The organism is Catenuloplanes niger, from assembly GCF_031458255.1.
GTDB lineage: Bacteria > Actinomycetota > Actinomycetes > Mycobacteriales > Micromonosporaceae > Catenuloplanes > Catenuloplanes niger.
The window spans coordinates 1,462,864-1,479,988 of sequence record NZ_JAVDYC010000001.1 but is presented as its reverse complement, the minus strand read 5'-3'; the positions used below and the strand labels follow the sequence as shown (position 1 = coordinate 1,479,988).

Sequence of the window (17,125 nt, the reverse complement as noted above, 5' to 3'; positions counted from 1 at the left end):
TTCCGGTGGAGCGGGCCGCAACCCGATCTAGTTAGAGACCTGGAAGGTGTACGTCCGCGCGCCCGAGCTCAGTCCGCCCGCGCCGGTGACCTCGAACGTCACGGTGTAGGTGCCGGCCGCGCCGAACGCCCAGTTCGCGTGCGCGTGCGTGCCGGTCGCCACGGCCAGGCCGTCCGGCAGGCCGTCACCGGAGTCGAACAGCTTGCTCGGCGTGCCGAACGCGCCGGTCGTGTAGACGCTGAACCGGCCCGGCCCGCTGACGCCGGTGAGCCGGATCGTCAGCCCGGTGGCGCCGGTGGCCCCGGTCGTGTCCCAGCCCGCGTAGAGCAGGCTCGGGTTCTGCGACTGCGGCAGCACCCAGGCCGTGCTGCCCGGCGTGCCGAGGAACGACCAGGCGGACCCGCTGGGCACGGTCACCTTCGCGGCGGCCGGCACGGCGAGCGTGACGTCCGCCGGGTTCCGCTCGACCGGGGTGGCGCCGGTGCCGTCCCGCAGGTCCAGCGTGAGCGCGCCGCCGGTGTAGTCCACGTCGAGCACGTCCACGTGCCCGGCCGTCAGCGTGACCGGCGCGGCCTGCGCCGGGGTGGCGACCAGCGTGCCGGCGACGGCCGCGGTCAGCGCGGCGGCGAGCAGCCGGCCCCTCATCGCTGCACCCGGAACGTGTAGACGGCCGGCGCGGACGTGACGGTCTCGCCGGTCGCGGCCAGCGTGGCGGACGCGGTGACGGTCAGCCGGTACGTGCCGGCCCGGTCGAACGCCCAGTTGACGTGCTCGTGGTCGCCGGCGGCGACGGACAGCGTGTCGGGCAGGCCGTCGGTGTCGTCCGCGAGCACGGCCGGGGTGCCGACCGCGTCCTGCGTGAAGATCGCGATGTCGCCCGGGCCGCTGACGCCGGTGAGGTTGATCCGCACGGTGTCGCCGGCGAGGACACCGGGCTCCAGCTCCTCGGCGGAGAGGCCGGCGAAGAGCAGCTGCGGGTCCTGCACCTGCGGCAGCACCCAGACCGGCGCACCGGCCGCACCGAGGAACGCGTAGGCCGGGTCGGCCGGGACCGCGGTCCGCGCCTCCCGCTTGACCAGCAGCACGGCCTCGGACGGCGCGAACTCGGAGTCGGAGTTCTCGTCGTGGATCGCGAGCTCGAGCTCGCCGTCCTCGAACGCCACGTCGATCGCGTCGACGTGGCCGACGCTGAGCACGGTCGGCGCCGGGTGGGCCTGGGCCGGCCCGGCGGCCGCGACCAGCGCGGCGGCCACGGCCCCGGTGCCGGCCAGCAGGCGGATGGAGTGTCGCATGGGTTCTCCCATCGATGAGCCGTCCCCAGTGGACGACCCGCGCCAAACGATAATCGTTTTCATTAAGCGTGGGGAAGCGTGTCGTGGGTCACGGTCCGCCGCCGGCCGACCACGACGGCGACCAGGCCGAGCGCGAGCAGGGCCACCCCGGCGGCCGCGGTGAGCAGCACGTTCCCGCCGGTGAGCGGCAGTCGGCCGCCGCTGCCGCCGCCCGGGGCCGAGCCGCCCGGCGTGGTCCCGCCCGGGGCGGCACCACCGGTGAACCCCGCGCCCGCGTCGGTGGCGTCGCCGACCGCGATCGTCAGCGTGCGCGTGTCGGTGACCGCCTTGCCGGACCTGGTGGTGGCGGACATCTCCACGGAGAGCCGGTAGAGGCCGGGCGCGGTGAACGCCCAGTTGCCGTGCGCGTGCGTGTTCAGCCGGATCGGGAGCTTCTGCGGCATCGCCTTCGCGGAGTCGAACAGCACCTGCGGCGCCCCGAACGAGTCGGTCAGGAACAGCGCGACGGTGCCGGGGCCCTGCACGCCCTTGAGCGACCAGGTCACGTCGCCGGTCACGCCGGACGTGACGCTCGCGTGCTGGGTGTTCCAGCCCGGCCAGACGATGCCGGGCTGCTGCGTCTGCGGCAGCAGGTGGATCGGCGCGCCCGGCCGGCCGAGGAACGCGTAGCCGGCCCCGGCCGGGACCGGGATCTTCGCCTTGTCCGTCACCTTCAGCACCACGTCGGACAGTTCGCGCCAGACCGGTGGGCTGGCCGCGTCGTCCTTGATCCTGATGCGCCAGACGCCGTTCTCCAGCGTGGGGCCCATGTCCACGTGACCGTCGCTGATCACGGTGCCGCTCGCGGGCGCGGCCGTGGTGGCCGCCGCCCTCGCCCCGGCCGGCGGCGCCTGCGCCTGGGCCCGGGCCCGCGGAGCCGCGTCGGCCGCACCGGCGAGGTCCGCCGCGGGCGCCGGGTCCGCCGCCGGCGCGTGCGTGGTGGAACCGGTCGCGGGCGAGTCGTCCGTGACCGAGCCGCCCGCCGGGAAATCGCCCGCCGGGGAGCCGCCCGCCGGTGGTGCCGGGGCGGGTGCCGGCGGTGCCGGGGTGAGCGGCGGCACCGTGACCGTGTAGACCGCCGACGCGGTGCCGCCCGCGCCGGTGGTCGCGGCCGGGGCGGCGACGGTGAAGGCGAGCCGGTAGACGCCGGCCGTGTCGAACGTCCAGGCCACGTTCCGCAGCCGGGTCCCGGCCGGGAGCGTGGCGGCGGCCGGCCCGTCGCTGTCCAGCAGCACGGCCGGCCGCCCCCAGCGGGACACCGTGTAGGCGGCGAACCCACCGGGACCGTCCACGCCGGTCAACCGCAGCGACAGCGGGGCCGTGCCGGGCACCCCGGTGGTGTCGATCGAGGGGAACCGGCCCCCGCCGGCGGACAGTGACCAGACCGCGCGGCCGGGCGTGCCCAGGAACGCGTAGGCCGGATCGTCCGGCACGGTCGTGGACAGCCCGCCTTCGGGCCCGAACGTCAGCCCGGCCGGATCGTGCACGGCCCCGGTCGCGTCGCGGAACCGCACCGACAGCGCGCCGCCGCCGGCCGCGACCGAGAGCAGGTCGGCGCCGTCCGCGGACGGGCCGGCCGGCGCGGCGACGGCCGCACCCGGCGCGCCGGTCACCGCCAGCAGGGTCAGCGCGGCCGCCGTCGCGGCGGCCGCCCGGAAACGTCTCATGAGGTCGGCTCCTTCAGGGCATGGAGGGATGAGAGGGCACGGTCCCGGCCGCGCCGTTCGGCCGCCGCGAGCGCGGCGGCGGTGCGTCGGCGTCGTCGCCGGCGCAGCAGCAGCCCGGCCGCCACCAGCGCCGGCAGCGCGCCGAGCGCGGCCAGCTGGGACCAGGGCACGAGCCAGACGGTGGTACGCGCGACCGCGGTCGGCGGCCGTGGATCGAGTACCCGCCCGTCCAGCGCGACCGGCTCCACCGCGATCTCCACCGGCACCCGGAACAGCGGCCACACGCCACCGGTCGTCGCGGTCACCCGCACCTCGCCACCGGGCAGCACCTGCGGCAGGTCCGCCGCGGCGAAGACCCGTCCGGCGGTACGGATCGAGCGCGCGCCCGCGAGCCGCACGTTCCCGGTGTTCGCGACCGTGTACGCGGCGGTCAGCGTGGGCAGGCGCAGCGGGTTCCACGACGTGTGCCGGGTGATCGCCGGGTCGCGCACGCTCAGCTCCGGGCGCAGCGCGCCGGTCACCCGCAGGTGCACGCGCGTGCCGACCCGGTGGTCGACCGAGACCTCGGAGCCGTCCGGCCCGGTGGCTCGCGCGGACAGCGACGCCACGATCCCGCCCGCGTGGTCGCCGGGCGTCGCGGTGGCCGGGACCGCGACCGTGACCGGCACGATCACCCGCGACGTGGACGGCAGCACGATCGTGTCGCGCTCCGGCGTGATCCAGGCGCCCGCGTCGACCGGCGCGCGGTCCGCGGGCAGCAGGTCGAAACCGCCCTCCGCGGTGGTCAGCGCGTCGCTGGCGTAGAGCCGCAGCGTCAGCGTCCGTCGCGAGTGGTTCGCGACGACCACGTGGTCGGTGAGCGTGGCACCGGGGTCGAGCGTGTAGTCCAGCGCCGGCCGCCCGTCCGGTCCGGCCGGCCCGGCGGGCGCGACGGACCAGGTGATCGCGGCCGGTGCGGCCGGTGCGGGGGGTGCCGGGGCCGGCGTCGGGACGGTGGCCAGCAGGGGTGTCATCAGCAGTGCCGGGAGCCTGTGCATCGCGGTGTCCGATCAGTGCGCCGCACCGGGGTGATCCAGCGGGGGCGCGGGGCGGCGGCGCCGGGGGCGTGGGCCGCCGCCCCGCGTGGGGAAGGATCAGATGACGGTCAGGGTGAGCGTGCCGGTGTACGTGCCGGCCGCGGTCTCGGTCGGGACGCTCAGCCGGAGCTGGGCGTCGAGCTTCGCGGTGCCGCGGCCCTGACCGGCCGGCGCGGTGGCGAGCAGCGCGCCGGTGCCGAGGCCGGACCCGCCCGGCGTCGCGACCGGGCCGGCCTGCACGCCCTGCTCCGCGCCCTGCGAGACCACCGTGGGCGTCCAGCCGAGGTGCTGCGCGCCGAACGACGCGCCGTCGCCGGTGCGGAACCCGCCGGAGACCTGCCCGGAGACGCTCCAGCCGGGCGCGCCGGCGCGGGTGTCGGTCACCGTGACCGGCCGCAGCGCGCCGCCGGTCTCCCACGCGTCACCGCCGGGGGAGAGCGCGGCCGGCGGCAGCGTGATCGCCCGGTCCTCCGGCAGCACGCTCAGCACGAGCGCGCCGGCCGACGGGTCGATCGACGCGGTGACGCTCTTCGACGTACCCCCGGGTGGTGGTGTGGTGGTGACGCGCAGCGTGACCGGTGCGCTCGTCGTGCCGTCCGCGAGCCGGACCTGGTACTCCGTCCCGCTCAGCGCCTCGGTCGCGGTGAAGCGGTAGGCCGCGCCGGTCTCGCCGGTGATCTCGGTGAACGCGTCCGCGCCGGGTCGGCGGCTGTACCAGCGATACCCGGTGTCCGGGCCCTGCGGCGTCCGCACGGCCTGCAGCGTGACGGTCCGGCCGGGCGGGTACGAGTCCGCCAGGCCGCTGATCGAGAGCGCGACCGCGTCGCCGACCAGGAAGCGGTAGCGGACCGGGCCGGTGGACAGCGCGGTGCCGTCCGCCAGCGTGGCGTCGGCCCGGAACGTGAGCGTGTAGCGGCCGGTCGCGCCGAACACCCAGCTCGCGTGCGCGTGCGTGTGGACCGGCACGTCGATCCGGTCGGGCAGCCCGTCCGCGCTGCGGAACCGGATGTTCGGCTCGCCGAGCGAGCTGGTGTCGAAGACGGTCACCGCGCCCGGCCCGTCCACGCCGACCAGGCTGAGCCGGACGCTGTCGTCGCGGAACGTGCCGGACGCGAGCCCGGTCGTGTTCCAGCCCGGCCAGAGCAGCGACGGCTCCTGGACCTGCGGCAGCATCCAGATCGGCGTGCCGGGCGCGCCCAGGAACGCGAAGGCCTCGAGGTCCGGCACCTCGGTCCGCGCGCCGGGGAGCACCTGGAACGTGACGTCCTCGACGGACCGGGAGACCGGCGGGCTGACCGTGTCGTCGTTGACCCACAGCCCGAGCGCGCCGTTCGTGTACCGCACGTCGATCGCGTCGGTGTGGCCCTGGGAGAGCACCACCGCGTCGGCGGCGTGCGCCGGGCCGGCCGCGATCAGCCCGGCCAGCAGGGTTGCCGCGACCGAGCCGGCGGCGGCCCGTCGTCGCAGAGCGTTCATGGTTCTACCTTCCCGAGGTTTCCGGAGCTGAAAACCATTCCCATTAAAGCGAACGGAAGGTAGCACGAGGCGCTTCGCGCTGTCGACGCGGCGCCGGGCGCCTATCGGTGATGTTGCCGCTGGAGCTCGTCGAGCAGGTCGGCGAGCTCCAGCCGGTTCGGCACGGTCGATCGACCGTGGACGAGTGTGTCCAGCGCCAAGCGGACCACCGCGAGTTCATCCACGGTGATGTCGAGCTGTTGCCAGGCCCCGTCGGCCGACGGGGCGCTCCCGTCGCGCAGCCGTACGGCGAACGACCTGGCCAGGCCGGCGTTCTTGCACGCCCGGCGTTCCCACTCGTCGTCGCCGAGGCCGGCCACGGCGGTGTCGACGACGTCCGCCAGCAGCCGGAGCAGGCGCTCGTCGGCGGCGAGGCGCAGGCCGGCCGGCGCCAGGCGCACCGTGCTGCGGACGACCGGCACCTCACCCCGCGCGGCCCGCTCCTCGCCTGACTCGAGCCCGTGGTGGTGCTCGAGCCAGCCGCGCGTCAGGTGCGGCGCGGTCATGCCGTCCGCGCCGACCGTGTCGACGGCCGCGCCGGCGAGCAGCAGCGTGCCGAGGACGCGCCGCTCGTTGCGTTCGGCCGCGTGCATCAGCGCGGTGCGGCCGTGCCGGTCCTGGGCATCCACCTCGGCTCCGGCCGCCAGCAGCACGTCCACCAGGGCGTGGTCGCCGCGCCGGGCAGCGAGGACGATCGCCGGCGCGCCGTCGGAACGCCGCTGGTCCGGGTCCGCGCCGTGCGCGAGGAGCAGGCGCACCGCCGCCGGTGGTGCGTGCGGCAGCATCACCGCGGTGATCAGCGGCGCCTCCTCGCCCGGCGCCGGTGCCGCCCCCGCCTCCAGCAGGAGCCGCAGCACCGTCAGGTTCGCCGGCCTCGATCGGTGTGACAGGAACGAGACGGCGACGGTGAGCACGCTTCCGTTGGTGGTGGGCTCCACCGCGAGCGCACCGTGGGTCAGGAGGGAGCGCGCCATGTCCGCGTACCCACCCACCACGGCGCACCGCAGCGGCGTCACGCCGCGGAGGCCGACCGGGTCGACGCCGGCCCCCGCGCGCAGCAGGCGCTCCACGATTCCCTCGCACCCGCGGCGGGCGGCCAGCGCCAGCACCGACACCCGGAGCCGTTCGTGTGCGGCGTCCGGATCCGCGCCGTCGGCGAGCGCCCGTTCGGCGGCGGACTCGTCATCGCGGTAGACCGCCTCGAACAGGCGCTGATCGGCATCCGAGCCCATGACGTCTCCCCGTTCGGCGCCACGGTGCATGGCGCGGTGTGCGGCACCACGGTCGTCGGTGGACGACGCCGTCGTGCGGGCGGAGCGTAGCGGAGGCGGCGCCGCCGGTGGTGCGGCGGCGCTCCACCGTGGATGATCGTTCGGTGCACCGTCGAACCCGGAGCGAGACGCCATGAGTCCTGCCGTCATACGCGTGCTGCGTCCCGCCGGGATCGCGGTCGCCGCGCTGCTCGCCGTCCTGCTGGCGGCCGCTGTCGCGGTGTACACCTGGCCGCTGGACGCCGGCCGGCTGCACCCGGCCGGACAGCGGCTGAGTTACCCGGAGGCCAGGGCGCGGATCGCCGAGAAGGTGGCGGCGGAGCGGGCCGATCCCGGGATCCTGCCGGAGTGCCGGTCACTGGCGCTGGTGCACGAGGACCGGCCGGCCGCGGCGTCCGTGCTGATGCTGCACGGCTTCACGGACTGCCCGGTGCAGTTCGCGGAGCTGGCGCGGGTGTTCCACGAGCGGGGCTACAACGTGTACGTCCCGCTGGCGCCGCGGCACGGGTACCCGAACCGGGACGCGCTCACCCAGCTGCGCGCGCCGGACCTGGCGGGGTACGCGTCGGACGCGCTGGACGTGACCGCGGCGCTCGGCACCGAGGCCGGCGTGATCGGGCTGTCCGGCGGCGGGATGCTGGCCACCCGGCTGACCACCGAGCGGCCGGACGACGTGCGGCGGCTGCTCACGATCTCGCCGTTCTACCGTCCGGCGCCGGCGCAGGCCGCGCCGGCCACGATCCGGCCGCTGGTCGTGCTCTACGGCTTCGGCGTGCTGCCCGACCACGTGGACGACAAGAACATGTCGTACCGGGCGCTCGCCCAGTACATCCGCCTCGCCGAGACGATGGACACCGGCCGGGCCGGCGGCAACTTGGCCTCGATCGCGGTGGTGACCAGCGCGAACGACGACCTGATCGACATGGGGCGCGCGGCGTCCGTGCCCCGGGCCATCGCGGAGGCCCGTGGCCTGCCGTTGGTCACGCACGAGTTCCCGGACGCGTCCGGCCTCGGTCATGACCCGGTCGATCCGAACGACGTCGGCGCGGCCAGGGACGACGTCTACCGGCTCTACCTGGCCCTCTATCAGGGTCGCTCCGCCTGAACGGCGTGCTCGCCGGCCACCACGCAGCCGGCAGGGAGGCCGCCCGCGGCCGACCGGTGCCCGCGGGAGCACTCGGAACGTGCCCACGCCGGAAGCGGGAAAAGGATTCGGTGGGTTCTTCGTGGCTCGTCACCAGGGGACGGACGCGAGCCGGAGGTGGGCGAAGCCGTTGCGGTCGCCGGGGGAGTACCAGGAGAGCCAGAAGCGGTCGGCCGTGCTGAGCTCGGCGTGGCCGGTGAAGGCGTAGCAGCCGAAGCCGCCGCCCGGGCAGGTGTCCGGGACGCGGCCGGCCGGTCCGGCGGTCCACGGTCCGGCGGGCGAGGCGGCCTCGTAGACGCGGTAGCCGCCGGTGCCGAACGACGTCTGGACGATCATGGCGAGCCGGTGCGTGCCGACGCCGGTGAAGTCGGCGACGTGCGCGGACCAGATCTCCGGCGCTCCGGTGATCACGGAGACGGCCGCGGACTGGGTGCCGGTCCAGGTCGTGCCGTTCCACCAGCGGTAGTTCGCCGCGTCGCCCCAGGAGGCGGCGTTCGCGGCGACCCGGGCGGCGACCACGCGCGCGGTCGCGAAGTCGTGCGTGTAGAGGTAGAGGAACCCGTCGCCGCCGAAGACCGGCGAGCCGAGCTGCCGCACCACCGGCACGCCGTTCTGCAGCGGGGCCGCGGTGAACGGCGTGACCGTGCCGCCGAACCGGTTCGTGGCCGGGTCGTACTCGGTGAGCGTCACCCGCTCGACCGGCCAGTCCCGGTCGAGCGCCACGCAGATCTGGTGGTACGCGATCAGCAGCCGCCCGGTTCCGGGGATCCGGGTCATGCCGGACGTCCACGACGCCGGGTAGCTGCGGCTGCCCTCCGCGCCGCAGGCCACCGGCGGCGGGTTCGGGTTCTCCGCGGTCGGGGTGCCGGGGACGAGCAGCCCCTGCGGCTGCGGCAGGAACATCGCGACGCCGGTGCGGCCGGGCGTGGGCGCGGCCGGTGGCGTCGGTAGTTCCTGCAGCGTGGTCGGCACCTGGCCGCGCGTGTACGGCCCGGCCGCCGCGGTCGTGCCGAGCAGCCACGGCGGCGAGCCGTCGCGGTGCACGGTGTCGCCGAAGATCCAGAGCGCGTTCGTGGCCGAGTACGCCGCGCTGAACCCGGCGTCGCGGGAGATCGGCCGCTCCGCGGTGTCCGCCGTGGACAGCGGGCGGCCGAGGTCGACGGTGGCGGCCGTGCCCGCGTCCGCGGTGCGGAAGCGCTGCGTGGAGTTGTGGTCGCCGGTGTCCGGCCGGGTACCGGGCGAGGTGACCGCGCCGCCCGGCTGGCCCACGCACAGGCCGGGCGCGGGCACGTTGCCGTCGCCGAAGCCGCAGAACCGCGAGTGGTAGAGCGTGCCCGGGGTCAGGCCGGTGATCGCCTCGGTGACCTCCACGAAGCCGTTCGTGTTCACGTTCGCGACGCGCTGCGGCGTGCCGGTGACCGTGGTGGCGCCGTCCGCCCAGTACTGGAACCAGTACGTGCACGGGTTGGTGGTGCTCTCCGCGAGGCACCGGGTCTGCGCGCTCAGCGTGGCGGACGTGGTGCCGACCGCGGTGGGCGGGCCGGACCACCCGTCGCAGCCGGCGGTCGCGACCAGGACCAGCACCGACAGGGCCGCGACCCGCACTCTCGCATTGAGCGCCATCACGCCATCGTAGGGTCGGTGACCGGCCGCGGGCCGATGTCGCTCCTTGCGCCAGGAGAACGACGCGGCAGAAGCCGACGAGCCGGACCGCACCGGTGGGTCCGGCCGGCACGTGCCGGCCGGACCCGGGTCTCAGCGAATCAGCACCAGGTCAGCGTGGAGTTGTTGCGGGTCACGTTGGCGATGGTGTTGTTGCTGCCGGTGCACGGGCTCCAGGTGATGTTGGTGTTGGACACCGTCAGGTTCTGGAACCGGATGCCGGACGAGGGCGGGAACTCGGTGCGCGCCGCGATGCGGATCTCGCCGCCGCCGCTGACCGTGCCGGAGACGCCGGCCACGGTCACGTTGTAGCAGTTCTCGACCAGGATCGAGTTGTTGCCGGTGTTGGCGATGTCGACCCGGTCGATGGTGGCGCCGCCGCTCTCCGACACGCAGAAGATGCCCCGGCCGCCGCCGCGCGCCTTGACCGTACCCACCCGGATGTTGTCGGGGTAGGAACTGCCGACGCGGCCGTTGCGGTTGGCCATCCGGAACGCGGCGTACCCGGTGCCGGCGCCGGCGTTCTCCGCGTCGACCGTGCCGATCGTCGCGTTGATCGTCTGGTTGAGCAGCAGGCCGGACTCGCCGACGTTGCGGGCGGTGACGGTGCCGACGGTCAGGCCGTCCACGCCGTAGGTCTCCACCGCGTGCGACGAGGCGCCGGAGACGTACGCGTTGTCCAGCCGCACGTTGCGGGTCCACTGCGAGGTGTCGCCGCGGTTGTCGATCCGCACGCCGAGGCCGGCGGACAGGCGCATGTCGATCTGGCCGAGCCAGACGTTCGTCACGTTGCGCATGAAGATGCCGTACAGCGGCGTGCCGGTCACGTTGAGGTAGGGCACCTCGATGTTGCTGACGCCGCGCGCGTAGATCGGCGCCTGGTCACCGCTGCCGGAACCGGTCACGTTGATCGTGCCGCAGACGGACAGCGAGGTCCAGTTGGCCAGCGAGATGCGGCTGCCGGCCGACATGCTGCCGTTGCCGCGGACCACGACGCGCTGCATCGAGGTGCGCCCGGCGGTGAGGCTGCCGATGCCGGCCTGCACCGCGGCCCGGAAGTCGGTGCCGGTGTAGACCGCGGCGCCGGACGCGTTGCGCGCGGTCCAGGTGCTGCCGCTGACCGTGACCTCGGACTGGTAGGTGCCGGTGCCGCAGGCCGCCGCGGAGCCGCCGCCGGTGCCGACCTGGACCAGCTGCCAACGCTGGTTCGCGCCGTCCGCGTCCGCGAACTGCGAGATGATCCCGCCGTCCGCGGTGGACCACTCCCACAGGTCCAGCGCCTTACCGGTGTGCCGGTTGATGAACCGCACGTCACCGTTCGCGGAGTCCTTCAGCGTGAACTGCTGGCGGGTGCTGCCGTTGTCGGCGTTCTGGATCAGCTGGGTGCCGTCGGTCGCGTTCGGCAGCTCCAGCAGCAGGCCGCTGTGCCGACTCTTGATCTTGTACCACCCGCTGCCCGCGTCGACGAACTGCCACTGCTGCCAGTTGCCGTCGTTGCGGGTGAACTGCGCGATGCCGGCACCCGCGCTGGTCGCCAGGTCGTAGACGTCCATCGCCTTGCCGCTGTGCCGGTTGACGAACACGTACCAGGCGTTGGTGTTGACGGTCGCGGCGTCGGCGGCCTGGACGCCGAAGAGCGCGGCACCGGCCGCGAGCACCGCGACGGTCGCGCCGGTCAGGGTCGCGCGCCATCGCCGGCGGGCGGGTGCGGGGGCCGCGCGCGTGGGCGTACGCGCGGCGGTGTCGTCGGGAGCCACGTGGGGGACTGCCTCTCTCTCGGGACATATCGGCCGGAGCCGGACGGTACCCCGGGGTCCGGCGATCGAGGCGGAAGATGAGAAAGACATAAGGAATCCGCCTTGAAACGATACATCGAAGTTTCTAAATGGCTACCGTCTGGTGTCCGTCCTGTCAAGGGCTGCGGCCCATGTCGGGTTGACGGCGGTTTCGGATGCGACGTGAGCACCTGTTGTAATCTTGCTGCAGCTGAGCGTGTGGTTGATCATGGGGGCGGGCGCGGGTGACGATCGGGGCGCAGGCGCGTCGGGCGGATGACGCGCTCCACGCCGTCCTCGACGCCCACGAGGGCCGCTCGGCCGGCGACCCGCGCGCGGTGCTCGGCCCCGCGATCGAGGCCCGCCGCGTCGCCGAGCAGCTCGGCGACGAGGACTCCGTCCGGCGCGCCGTCCTGCTGCACGCGGACGTGTTGCTCCGCGGCGGCCGGCTCGCCGAGGGCGGCCGGATGGCGCAGCAGGTGCTCGCCTGGGCCGAGCAGCACGACCGCCCGTTCCTGCGCGCCCGCGCCCACCGCGAGCTCGCGCTCTTCCACCGCCTGGTCGGCGAGTTCTCCGACGCGCTCGCGCACGCGGTGCAGTGCGTCGCCGGCCTGGCGGGCGCGCCGGCCGGCACCCGCGCGCAGCACCTGATGATGCTGGCCGTCTCGCTCGACGACAACGGGCGCTTCGCGGACAGCGACCGGTACTACCGCACCATCCTGGAGATCGCGGCGGAGGTCCGGGACCACGCGCTCACGCTGCGCGTGCTCAACAACATGGCCTACAACGCGTACGAGACCGGTGACGAACCCGAGGCGATCGCGCTCGCCGAGCTGCTGCGCCAGGCCGGCGCGCGGTTCGGTCACCCGCTCGCGGCGAAGGAGCGGGACACGATCGCGCGCGTGGAGCTGATGGGTGGGCGGTACGCGGCCGTGGAGGAGACGCTCGCGGGCGCGCTGACCGGCGCGCTGCCCGACCACGACGGCGACGGCGTCGCGGAGTGCCTGCTCACGCTGGCCGAGGCGCGCCGGCGGGCGGGCCGCTACGACGAGGCCCAGGTCGCGCTGGATCACGCGGTCGCGCTGTGCGACGCGAACGGGCTCGCGGGCGTGCGCGCCCAGGCCCGTCAGGAGCAGGCCGCGCTGCACGCCGCGGCGGGCCGGTTCCGGGAGGCGTACGAGGAGCACCGGGTGTTCCACGCCGAGTCCACCGCGCTGCACCGGGAGCGGCAGCAGGCCCGCGCGTTCGCGCTGCAGGCGCTGTTCGAGGCGGACGAGGCCCGGCGCGCCACCGAGCGCTTCCGCGAGATGGCCCACCGGGACGCGCTGACCGGGCTCTACAACCGGCGGTACGTGGACGAGCGGCTGCCCGCGCTGCTGGCCGCGGCCGACGGGCCGCTCTCGATCGCGCTGCTCGACCTGGATCACTTCAAACGGATCAACGACACGCTCTCGCACGCCACCGGCGACACCGTGCTCCAGCAGGTCGCGCTGCTGCTGACCGAGGCGGCCGGGCCGGACGGCTTCGCGGCCCGCTGGGGCGGCGAGGAGTTCGTGCTGGTCATGCCGGGTACGCCGGCCGCGTCCGCGACCCGGCGGGCGGAGCGGCTGCGGCGCCGGGTGCGCGCGCACGCGTGGGCGCCGCTGACCGGCGTGCTGCCGGTCAGCACCAGCGTCGGCGTCGCGACCACGGTGGACGGCCGCGTCACGATGGCCGCGCTGCTCGCCGAGGCGGACCGCAATCTCTACGCCGCGAAGCGCGCCGGCCGGGACCGCGTCGTCGCCTGATCATTCCTTTGTGTATGCACGATCACCCTTAGCGGTGTCGATAAGGCGACTTTATGATCCCTAAGGCTGAATGAGGCCGGAATGAGACTTTCTCATCTCAAATTTCCGGCGATTATGAGCCTCATGATGGCACTGTTCTATCGATCTTTTCCACGCATTGTCGCCGCGATCTCCATCGCGGCGGCCGGCGGCCTCGCGGCGGGTGCGCCCGCGGCCGCGCACAGTGGACAATGCGCCCGCAGCCTGGTCACGGTCGCGTTGACCGCGGACCGTGCGGCGCCCCGGTACCGGCTGATGACATGGCTCTGCACACCGAAACGGCCGACCTCGGTGGTGCAGGTTCTGATGTCGGGATTCACGTACGATCACCATTACTGGACCGTGGCGAGTCCGGGCCGGAGATCATATGTGCAATCCGCGCTCGCGGCCGGGTACGCCGTTCTCCATGTCGATCGAATAGGGGTCGGCGGCAGTGACCGCCCGCCCGCGGATCAGGTGAACGCGGACACCGAGGCGCACGTGGCGCACCAGCTGGTGCAGCGGCTGCGCAAGGATCGATACCGGACCGTCGTCGCGGTCGGCCACTCGTACGGCTCGCTGATCTGGGCCGCCGAGTCCCACCGCTACGACGACGTCGACGCTCTGGTGCTCAGCGGCTACCTGCACGGCACGGACGTGCCCACCCAGCTGCTGATCCGCGCCCACCTGCAACAGGCCGAGGGTGCGCCACCCGGCTACCTCACCCAGGCGCCGAACTTCCGCCGCCGCGCCTACCTGCACCCGCCCGGCGTCACCCGCCAGATGACCGAACTGGACGAGCGCCTGCGCACCACCGGCACCAGCGGCGAGCTGACCTCGCTGAAGAACCTGGCCGACCCGACCTACACCAGCCGGATCCGCCGCCCGGTGCTGCTCCAGATCGGCGTCCAGGACCTGCTCTTCTGCAACCCGCTCACCGGCCTGTCCTGCGCCACCCCGGCCGACCTGTGCGCGCGTGAGAAAGCGCTCTACCCGCGGGCCCCGCTGTCCACCACGGTCCAGCGCGACACCGGCCACTCCATGCTGATCCACCGCTCCGCCCAGGCCGGCACCGCCACCACGCTCGCCTGGATCGACCACACGCTCCGCCGGGGACCACACCCCCGCGCGGTCCTCGACTGCCGCTGACCGGCAATGCCCGATCCGGCCCGGCCCCGCCACCCCGACCGGTGGCGGGGCCGCTTCATCGCGCACGTGGAGCCGCACCCCGACCGGCCCGAGCGTCGACGGCACCGGCCGTCGGTCAGTCGAAGATCGCGCGGCTGCGGTCGGCCCAGTCGAGGACCCACCGCGGAGCCGGGTGGGCGTCGACGTCGACGTCGGCGACGGCCGCGATCTCGTGCAGCGGGACGACGCCGCCGGTGCGTCTCAGGATGCGGTTGCGGACGATGCCGACCGCGACGGTCTCGTCGCCGGCGACGAAGCGCTGCTCCACGAAGGCGGAACGGTCGTCGTAGCCGAGCATGCGGGTCTCCAGCACGAACGGCCGGCCCGGCCGCAGCGCGCGGCGGTAACTGATCGTCTGAGCGGCGACGACCGGGTACCAGCCGCGCGGCCGCATCAGGTCGAGCACGCCGGACCGGCGCAACAGGTCGAAGCGGCCCCGGTCCATGTACGCGAGGTACCGGCTGTTGCTCATGTGCCGGCCCAGGTCCACGTCACCGGGCAGCACCCGCAACCGCAACCGCGTGGTGTCGTGCAGGTGGTAGCCCGGTGCCTTCGGCCCGGGCCGGGTCGCCCACAGCTGGTCGATGATCAGTCGCATGCCGGGTAGACGTCGGGTGCGCCGCCGAGGTTCAGTTCACCGGGAAGCCGTTCTCCAGGTAGGCGGACGTGCCGTCGGCGTGGGCGCGGCACGCGGCGGCGATCCGGCGGGCGAGCAGCGCCGGAAGCCGGGTGGTGGCCTCGGCCGCGGTGCACCAGGCCCAGGAGCGCAGCTCGTCCGCGGGGACGCGGATGGCGGCGACCTGCGCGGCGGTGAGCGGCCCGCCGTCGAAGACCAGGTGCAGGCCCTCGGTGCGGCCGGGGCGCGGCGGCGTCCAGTCGATGACCAGCAGGCGGCCGGGGGTGATGGTGAGGCCGAGTTCCTCCCGGATCTCGCGGGCCGCGGCCGCGTGCGGTGACTCGCCGGCCTCGACCGTGCCGCCGGGCACCTCCCAGTACGGCTTGTAGGTCGGCTCGACCAGCAGCACCCGGCCCGACTCGTCCTGGAACAGCAGGCCCGCGCTCATCCGTTTGCGCGGCAGCGTCGCGGTGAAGTCCTCGGTCATCGAGACAGACTAATGTGATCGGGCGCTTCGCCGGGGCCCTCGCCGGGCGGGAGCCCGGCGAGGGCGGCGAACGGGACGAGGGGTCAGTGCAGTACCGCGGCCGCCTCCGGGTTGAGTTGGATGAACTCGGCCAGTTCGCCGTCCGAGATCTCCGCCACCAGGCGCCGGCCGAGCGGCACCTCCGCGGCCGGCACGATGACGCCGACGTACCGGGCGGTCAGCGCCGCCTCGACGGCGTCGAGGTCGTCGACGACGAACACGGCCCGGGCGCGGGCCGCGGGCTCGACCGGTCCGTCCGTCGCGACCGCGAACAGGACACCACCGACGATCGCGACGTCGGTGAAGCCGTTGCCGGCGCGGATCGCGGTCTCGCCGCTCAGCGCCTCGAACAGGTCGACCGGGCCGTCCAGGCCGTCGACGGCGTACCGGGTCAGGGATTTGAGGATCTTCACGCCCGGGGGACGACGGGGCGACCGGAAAGGTTCGCGCATCGGCGGATGAGCCAGGTGAGATCGTCGCGAGCCGGGGTACTGCGGCTCCATGAACAGACTCCGGCGCAGCAGGCTGGACCGGCCCGGGATCAGCCGCAGGCGGCAGGGGACCGGGTTCAGCTACCGGGACGCGACCGGCCGGCCGATCCGGGACTCGGCGACGCTGCGCCGGATCCGGGCACTGGTCATCCCGCCGGCCTGGAAGGACGTGTGGATCTCACCGGACCCGCGCGGCCACGTGCAGGCGACCGGCATCGACGACGCGGGCCGCAAGCAGTACCGCTACCACGACGAGTGGCGGACCGCGCGCGACGCGAAGAAGTTCGACCGGGTCCTGGAGGCGGCCCGGCACCTGCCCGGCGTGCGCGCCAAGGTGCGCCGCGACCTGACCGGTGGTCAGGGACTCAACCGCGAGCGGGTGCTGGCCGCGAGCGTGCGCATGCTCGACCTGGGCCTGTTCCGGGTCGGCGGCGAGCAGTACGCGGCGCGCGACGAGGACCCGTCGTTCGGGCTCTCCACGCTCCGCGCCGACCATCTGACCGTCCAGAACGGCGCGGCGACGCTCTGCTTCCCCGGCAAGTCCGGCGTCGAGCACTGCGTCACGATCTCCGACCACCTGGTCAACACGGTGCTCACCCGGCTGAAGAGACGCCGGCACGGCGACGAGCGGCTGCTGGCCTACTGGGATCCGGACGCACGCCGCTGGGTCGAGGTCTCCGCCGAGTCGATCAACGCGTACCTGCGCGAGGTCAGCCACCGCCGGATGACCGCGAAGGACTTCCGCACCTGGCACGGCACGGTCGAGGCCGCCTCGGCACTGGCCGAAAGCGGTCAACAGCCGACGAGGGCGAAGCGGCGGCGGGTGATCTCGCGCGCGATGAAGCACGTGGCGGAGGCGCTCGGCAACACGCCGGCGGTCGCCCGCGCCTCCTACGTCGACCCGCGCATCGTCGCGCACTACGAGAACGGCGGCGAGATCAGGACGGGCAGCGAGCGCGAGGTGCGCGAACTTCTGGAACATTAGAGCGGTTTCCCGCTTCCGGCGTGGTCGCGTACCGGTGCTCCCGCGGGCACCGGTCGTCGCCAGGGCTCCTCCC

Annotated in this window: 15 protein-coding genes; 4 read left to right on the top strand and 11 right to left on the bottom strand. The window is 74.2% G+C overall.

The window, feature by feature from the left end; all coding sequences use genetic code 11:
- Nucleotides 1-27: 27 nt before the first annotated feature.
- The 6 genes from J2S44_RS06460 to J2S44_RS06435 all read right to left on the bottom strand — a co-directional run bounded on the left by J2S44_RS06460 (nt 28) and on the right by J2S44_RS06435 (nt 6,821).
- Entirely contained in the window at nt 28-645 is a 618-nt protein-coding gene (locus tag J2S44_RS06460) for a choice-of-anchor M domain-containing protein (protein ID WP_310409834.1), read from the bottom strand.
- Nucleotides 642-1,292 (bottom strand): choice-of-anchor M domain-containing protein, encoded by a 651-nt coding sequence (locus tag J2S44_RS06455; RefSeq protein ID WP_310409833.1) that lies wholly within the window; start codon nt 1,290-1,292, stop codon nt 642-644. The genes J2S44_RS06460 and J2S44_RS06455 overlap by 4 nt, the downstream gene beginning before the upstream one ends.
- A gap of 62 nt (nt 1,293-1,354) precedes the next feature.
- Nucleotides 1,355-2,998: a TIGR03773 family transporter-associated surface protein gene (locus tag J2S44_RS06450; protein ID WP_310409832.1), complete on the bottom strand. Its 1,644-nt coding sequence runs from the start codon at nt 2,996-2,998 to the stop codon at nt 1,355-1,357.
- The gene (locus J2S44_RS06445) at nt 2,995-4,035 is read right to left on the bottom strand and encodes a WxL protein peptidoglycan domain-containing protein (protein ID WP_310409831.1); all 1,041 of its coding nucleotides are present in this window, start codon (nt 4,033-4,035) and stop codon (nt 2,995-2,997) included. Before J2S44_RS06445 ends, J2S44_RS06450 begins: the two co-directional genes overlap by 4 nt.
- 96 nt (nt 4,036-4,131) lie before the next feature.
- Complete coding sequence (locus J2S44_RS06440; protein ID WP_310409830.1) at nt 4,132-5,550, bottom strand: choice-of-anchor M domain-containing protein; 1,419 nt, start codon at nt 5,548-5,550, stop codon at nt 4,132-4,134.
- A gap of 101 nt (nt 5,551-5,651) precedes the next feature.
- On the bottom strand, nt 5,652-6,821 hold the full coding sequence (locus J2S44_RS06435; RefSeq protein ID WP_310409829.1) for an ankyrin repeat domain-containing protein: 1,170 nt from the start codon (nt 6,819-6,821) through the stop codon (nt 5,652-5,654).
- Nucleotides 6,822-6,993: 172 nt separating this feature from the next.
- Here J2S44_RS06435 and J2S44_RS06430 point away from each other — a divergent pair, with 172 nt between their 5' ends.
- On the top strand, nt 6,994-7,965 hold the full coding sequence (locus J2S44_RS06430) for an alpha/beta fold hydrolase (protein WP_310409828.1): 972 nt from the start codon (nt 6,994-6,996) through the stop codon (nt 7,963-7,965).
- 129 nt (nt 7,966-8,094) lie between these two features.
- Here the strand turns inward: J2S44_RS06430 and J2S44_RS06425 are convergent, their stop codons facing one another.
- Nucleotides 8,095-9,627 (bottom strand): hypothetical protein, encoded by a 1,533-nt coding sequence (locus J2S44_RS06425; RefSeq protein ID WP_310409827.1) that lies wholly within the window; start codon nt 9,625-9,627, stop codon nt 8,095-8,097.
- A 140-nt stretch (nt 9,628-9,767) separates the two neighbouring features.
- Nucleotides 9,768-11,423, bottom strand: coding sequence for an RICIN domain-containing protein (locus tag J2S44_RS06420; RefSeq protein WP_374727805.1), 1,656 nt, complete (start codon nt 11,421-11,423; stop codon nt 9,768-9,770).
- A gap of 263 nt (nt 11,424-11,686) precedes the next feature.
- Here J2S44_RS06420 and J2S44_RS06415 point away from each other — a divergent pair, with 263 nt between their 5' ends.
- Nucleotides 11,687-13,228 carry a tetratricopeptide repeat-containing diguanylate cyclase gene (locus tag J2S44_RS06415; RefSeq protein WP_310409826.1) on the top strand — a complete coding sequence of 514 codons (1,542 nt, stop codon included), beginning with the start codon at nt 11,687-11,689 and terminating at the stop codon, nt 13,226-13,228.
- A gap of 81 nt (nt 13,229-13,309) precedes the next feature.
- Nucleotides 13,310-14,395 carry an alpha/beta hydrolase gene (locus tag J2S44_RS06410; protein WP_310409825.1) on the top strand — a complete coding sequence of 362 codons (1,086 nt, stop codon included), beginning with the start codon at nt 13,310-13,312 and terminating at the stop codon, nt 14,393-14,395.
- 115 nt (nt 14,396-14,510) lie between these two features.
- Here J2S44_RS06410 and J2S44_RS06405 read toward each other — a convergent pair whose 3' ends face one another.
- The 3 genes from J2S44_RS06405 to J2S44_RS06395 form a co-directional block, all read right to left on the bottom strand.
- Nucleotides 14,511-15,032, bottom strand: coding sequence for an acyl-CoA thioesterase (locus J2S44_RS06405; protein WP_310409824.1), 522 nt, complete (start codon nt 15,030-15,032; stop codon nt 14,511-14,513).
- Between the two features lie 31 nt (nt 15,033-15,063).
- Nucleotides 15,064-15,537 (bottom strand): NUDIX domain-containing protein, encoded by a 474-nt coding sequence (locus J2S44_RS06400; protein WP_310409823.1) that lies wholly within the window; start codon nt 15,535-15,537, stop codon nt 15,064-15,066.
- 83 nt (nt 15,538-15,620) lie between these two features.
- The gene (locus J2S44_RS06395; RefSeq protein WP_310409822.1) at nt 15,621-15,989 is read right to left on the bottom strand and encodes a hypothetical protein; all 369 of its coding nucleotides are present in this window, start codon (nt 15,987-15,989) and stop codon (nt 15,621-15,623) included.
- An 88-nt stretch (nt 15,990-16,077) separates the two neighbouring features.
- Here J2S44_RS06395 and J2S44_RS06390 point away from each other — a divergent pair, with 88 nt between their 5' ends.
- Nucleotides 16,078-17,052 carry a DNA topoisomerase IB gene (locus J2S44_RS06390; RefSeq protein WP_310409820.1) on the top strand — a complete coding sequence of 325 codons (975 nt, stop codon included), beginning with the start codon at nt 16,078-16,080 and terminating at the stop codon, nt 17,050-17,052.
- Nucleotides 17,053-17,125 lie beyond the last annotated feature (73 nt).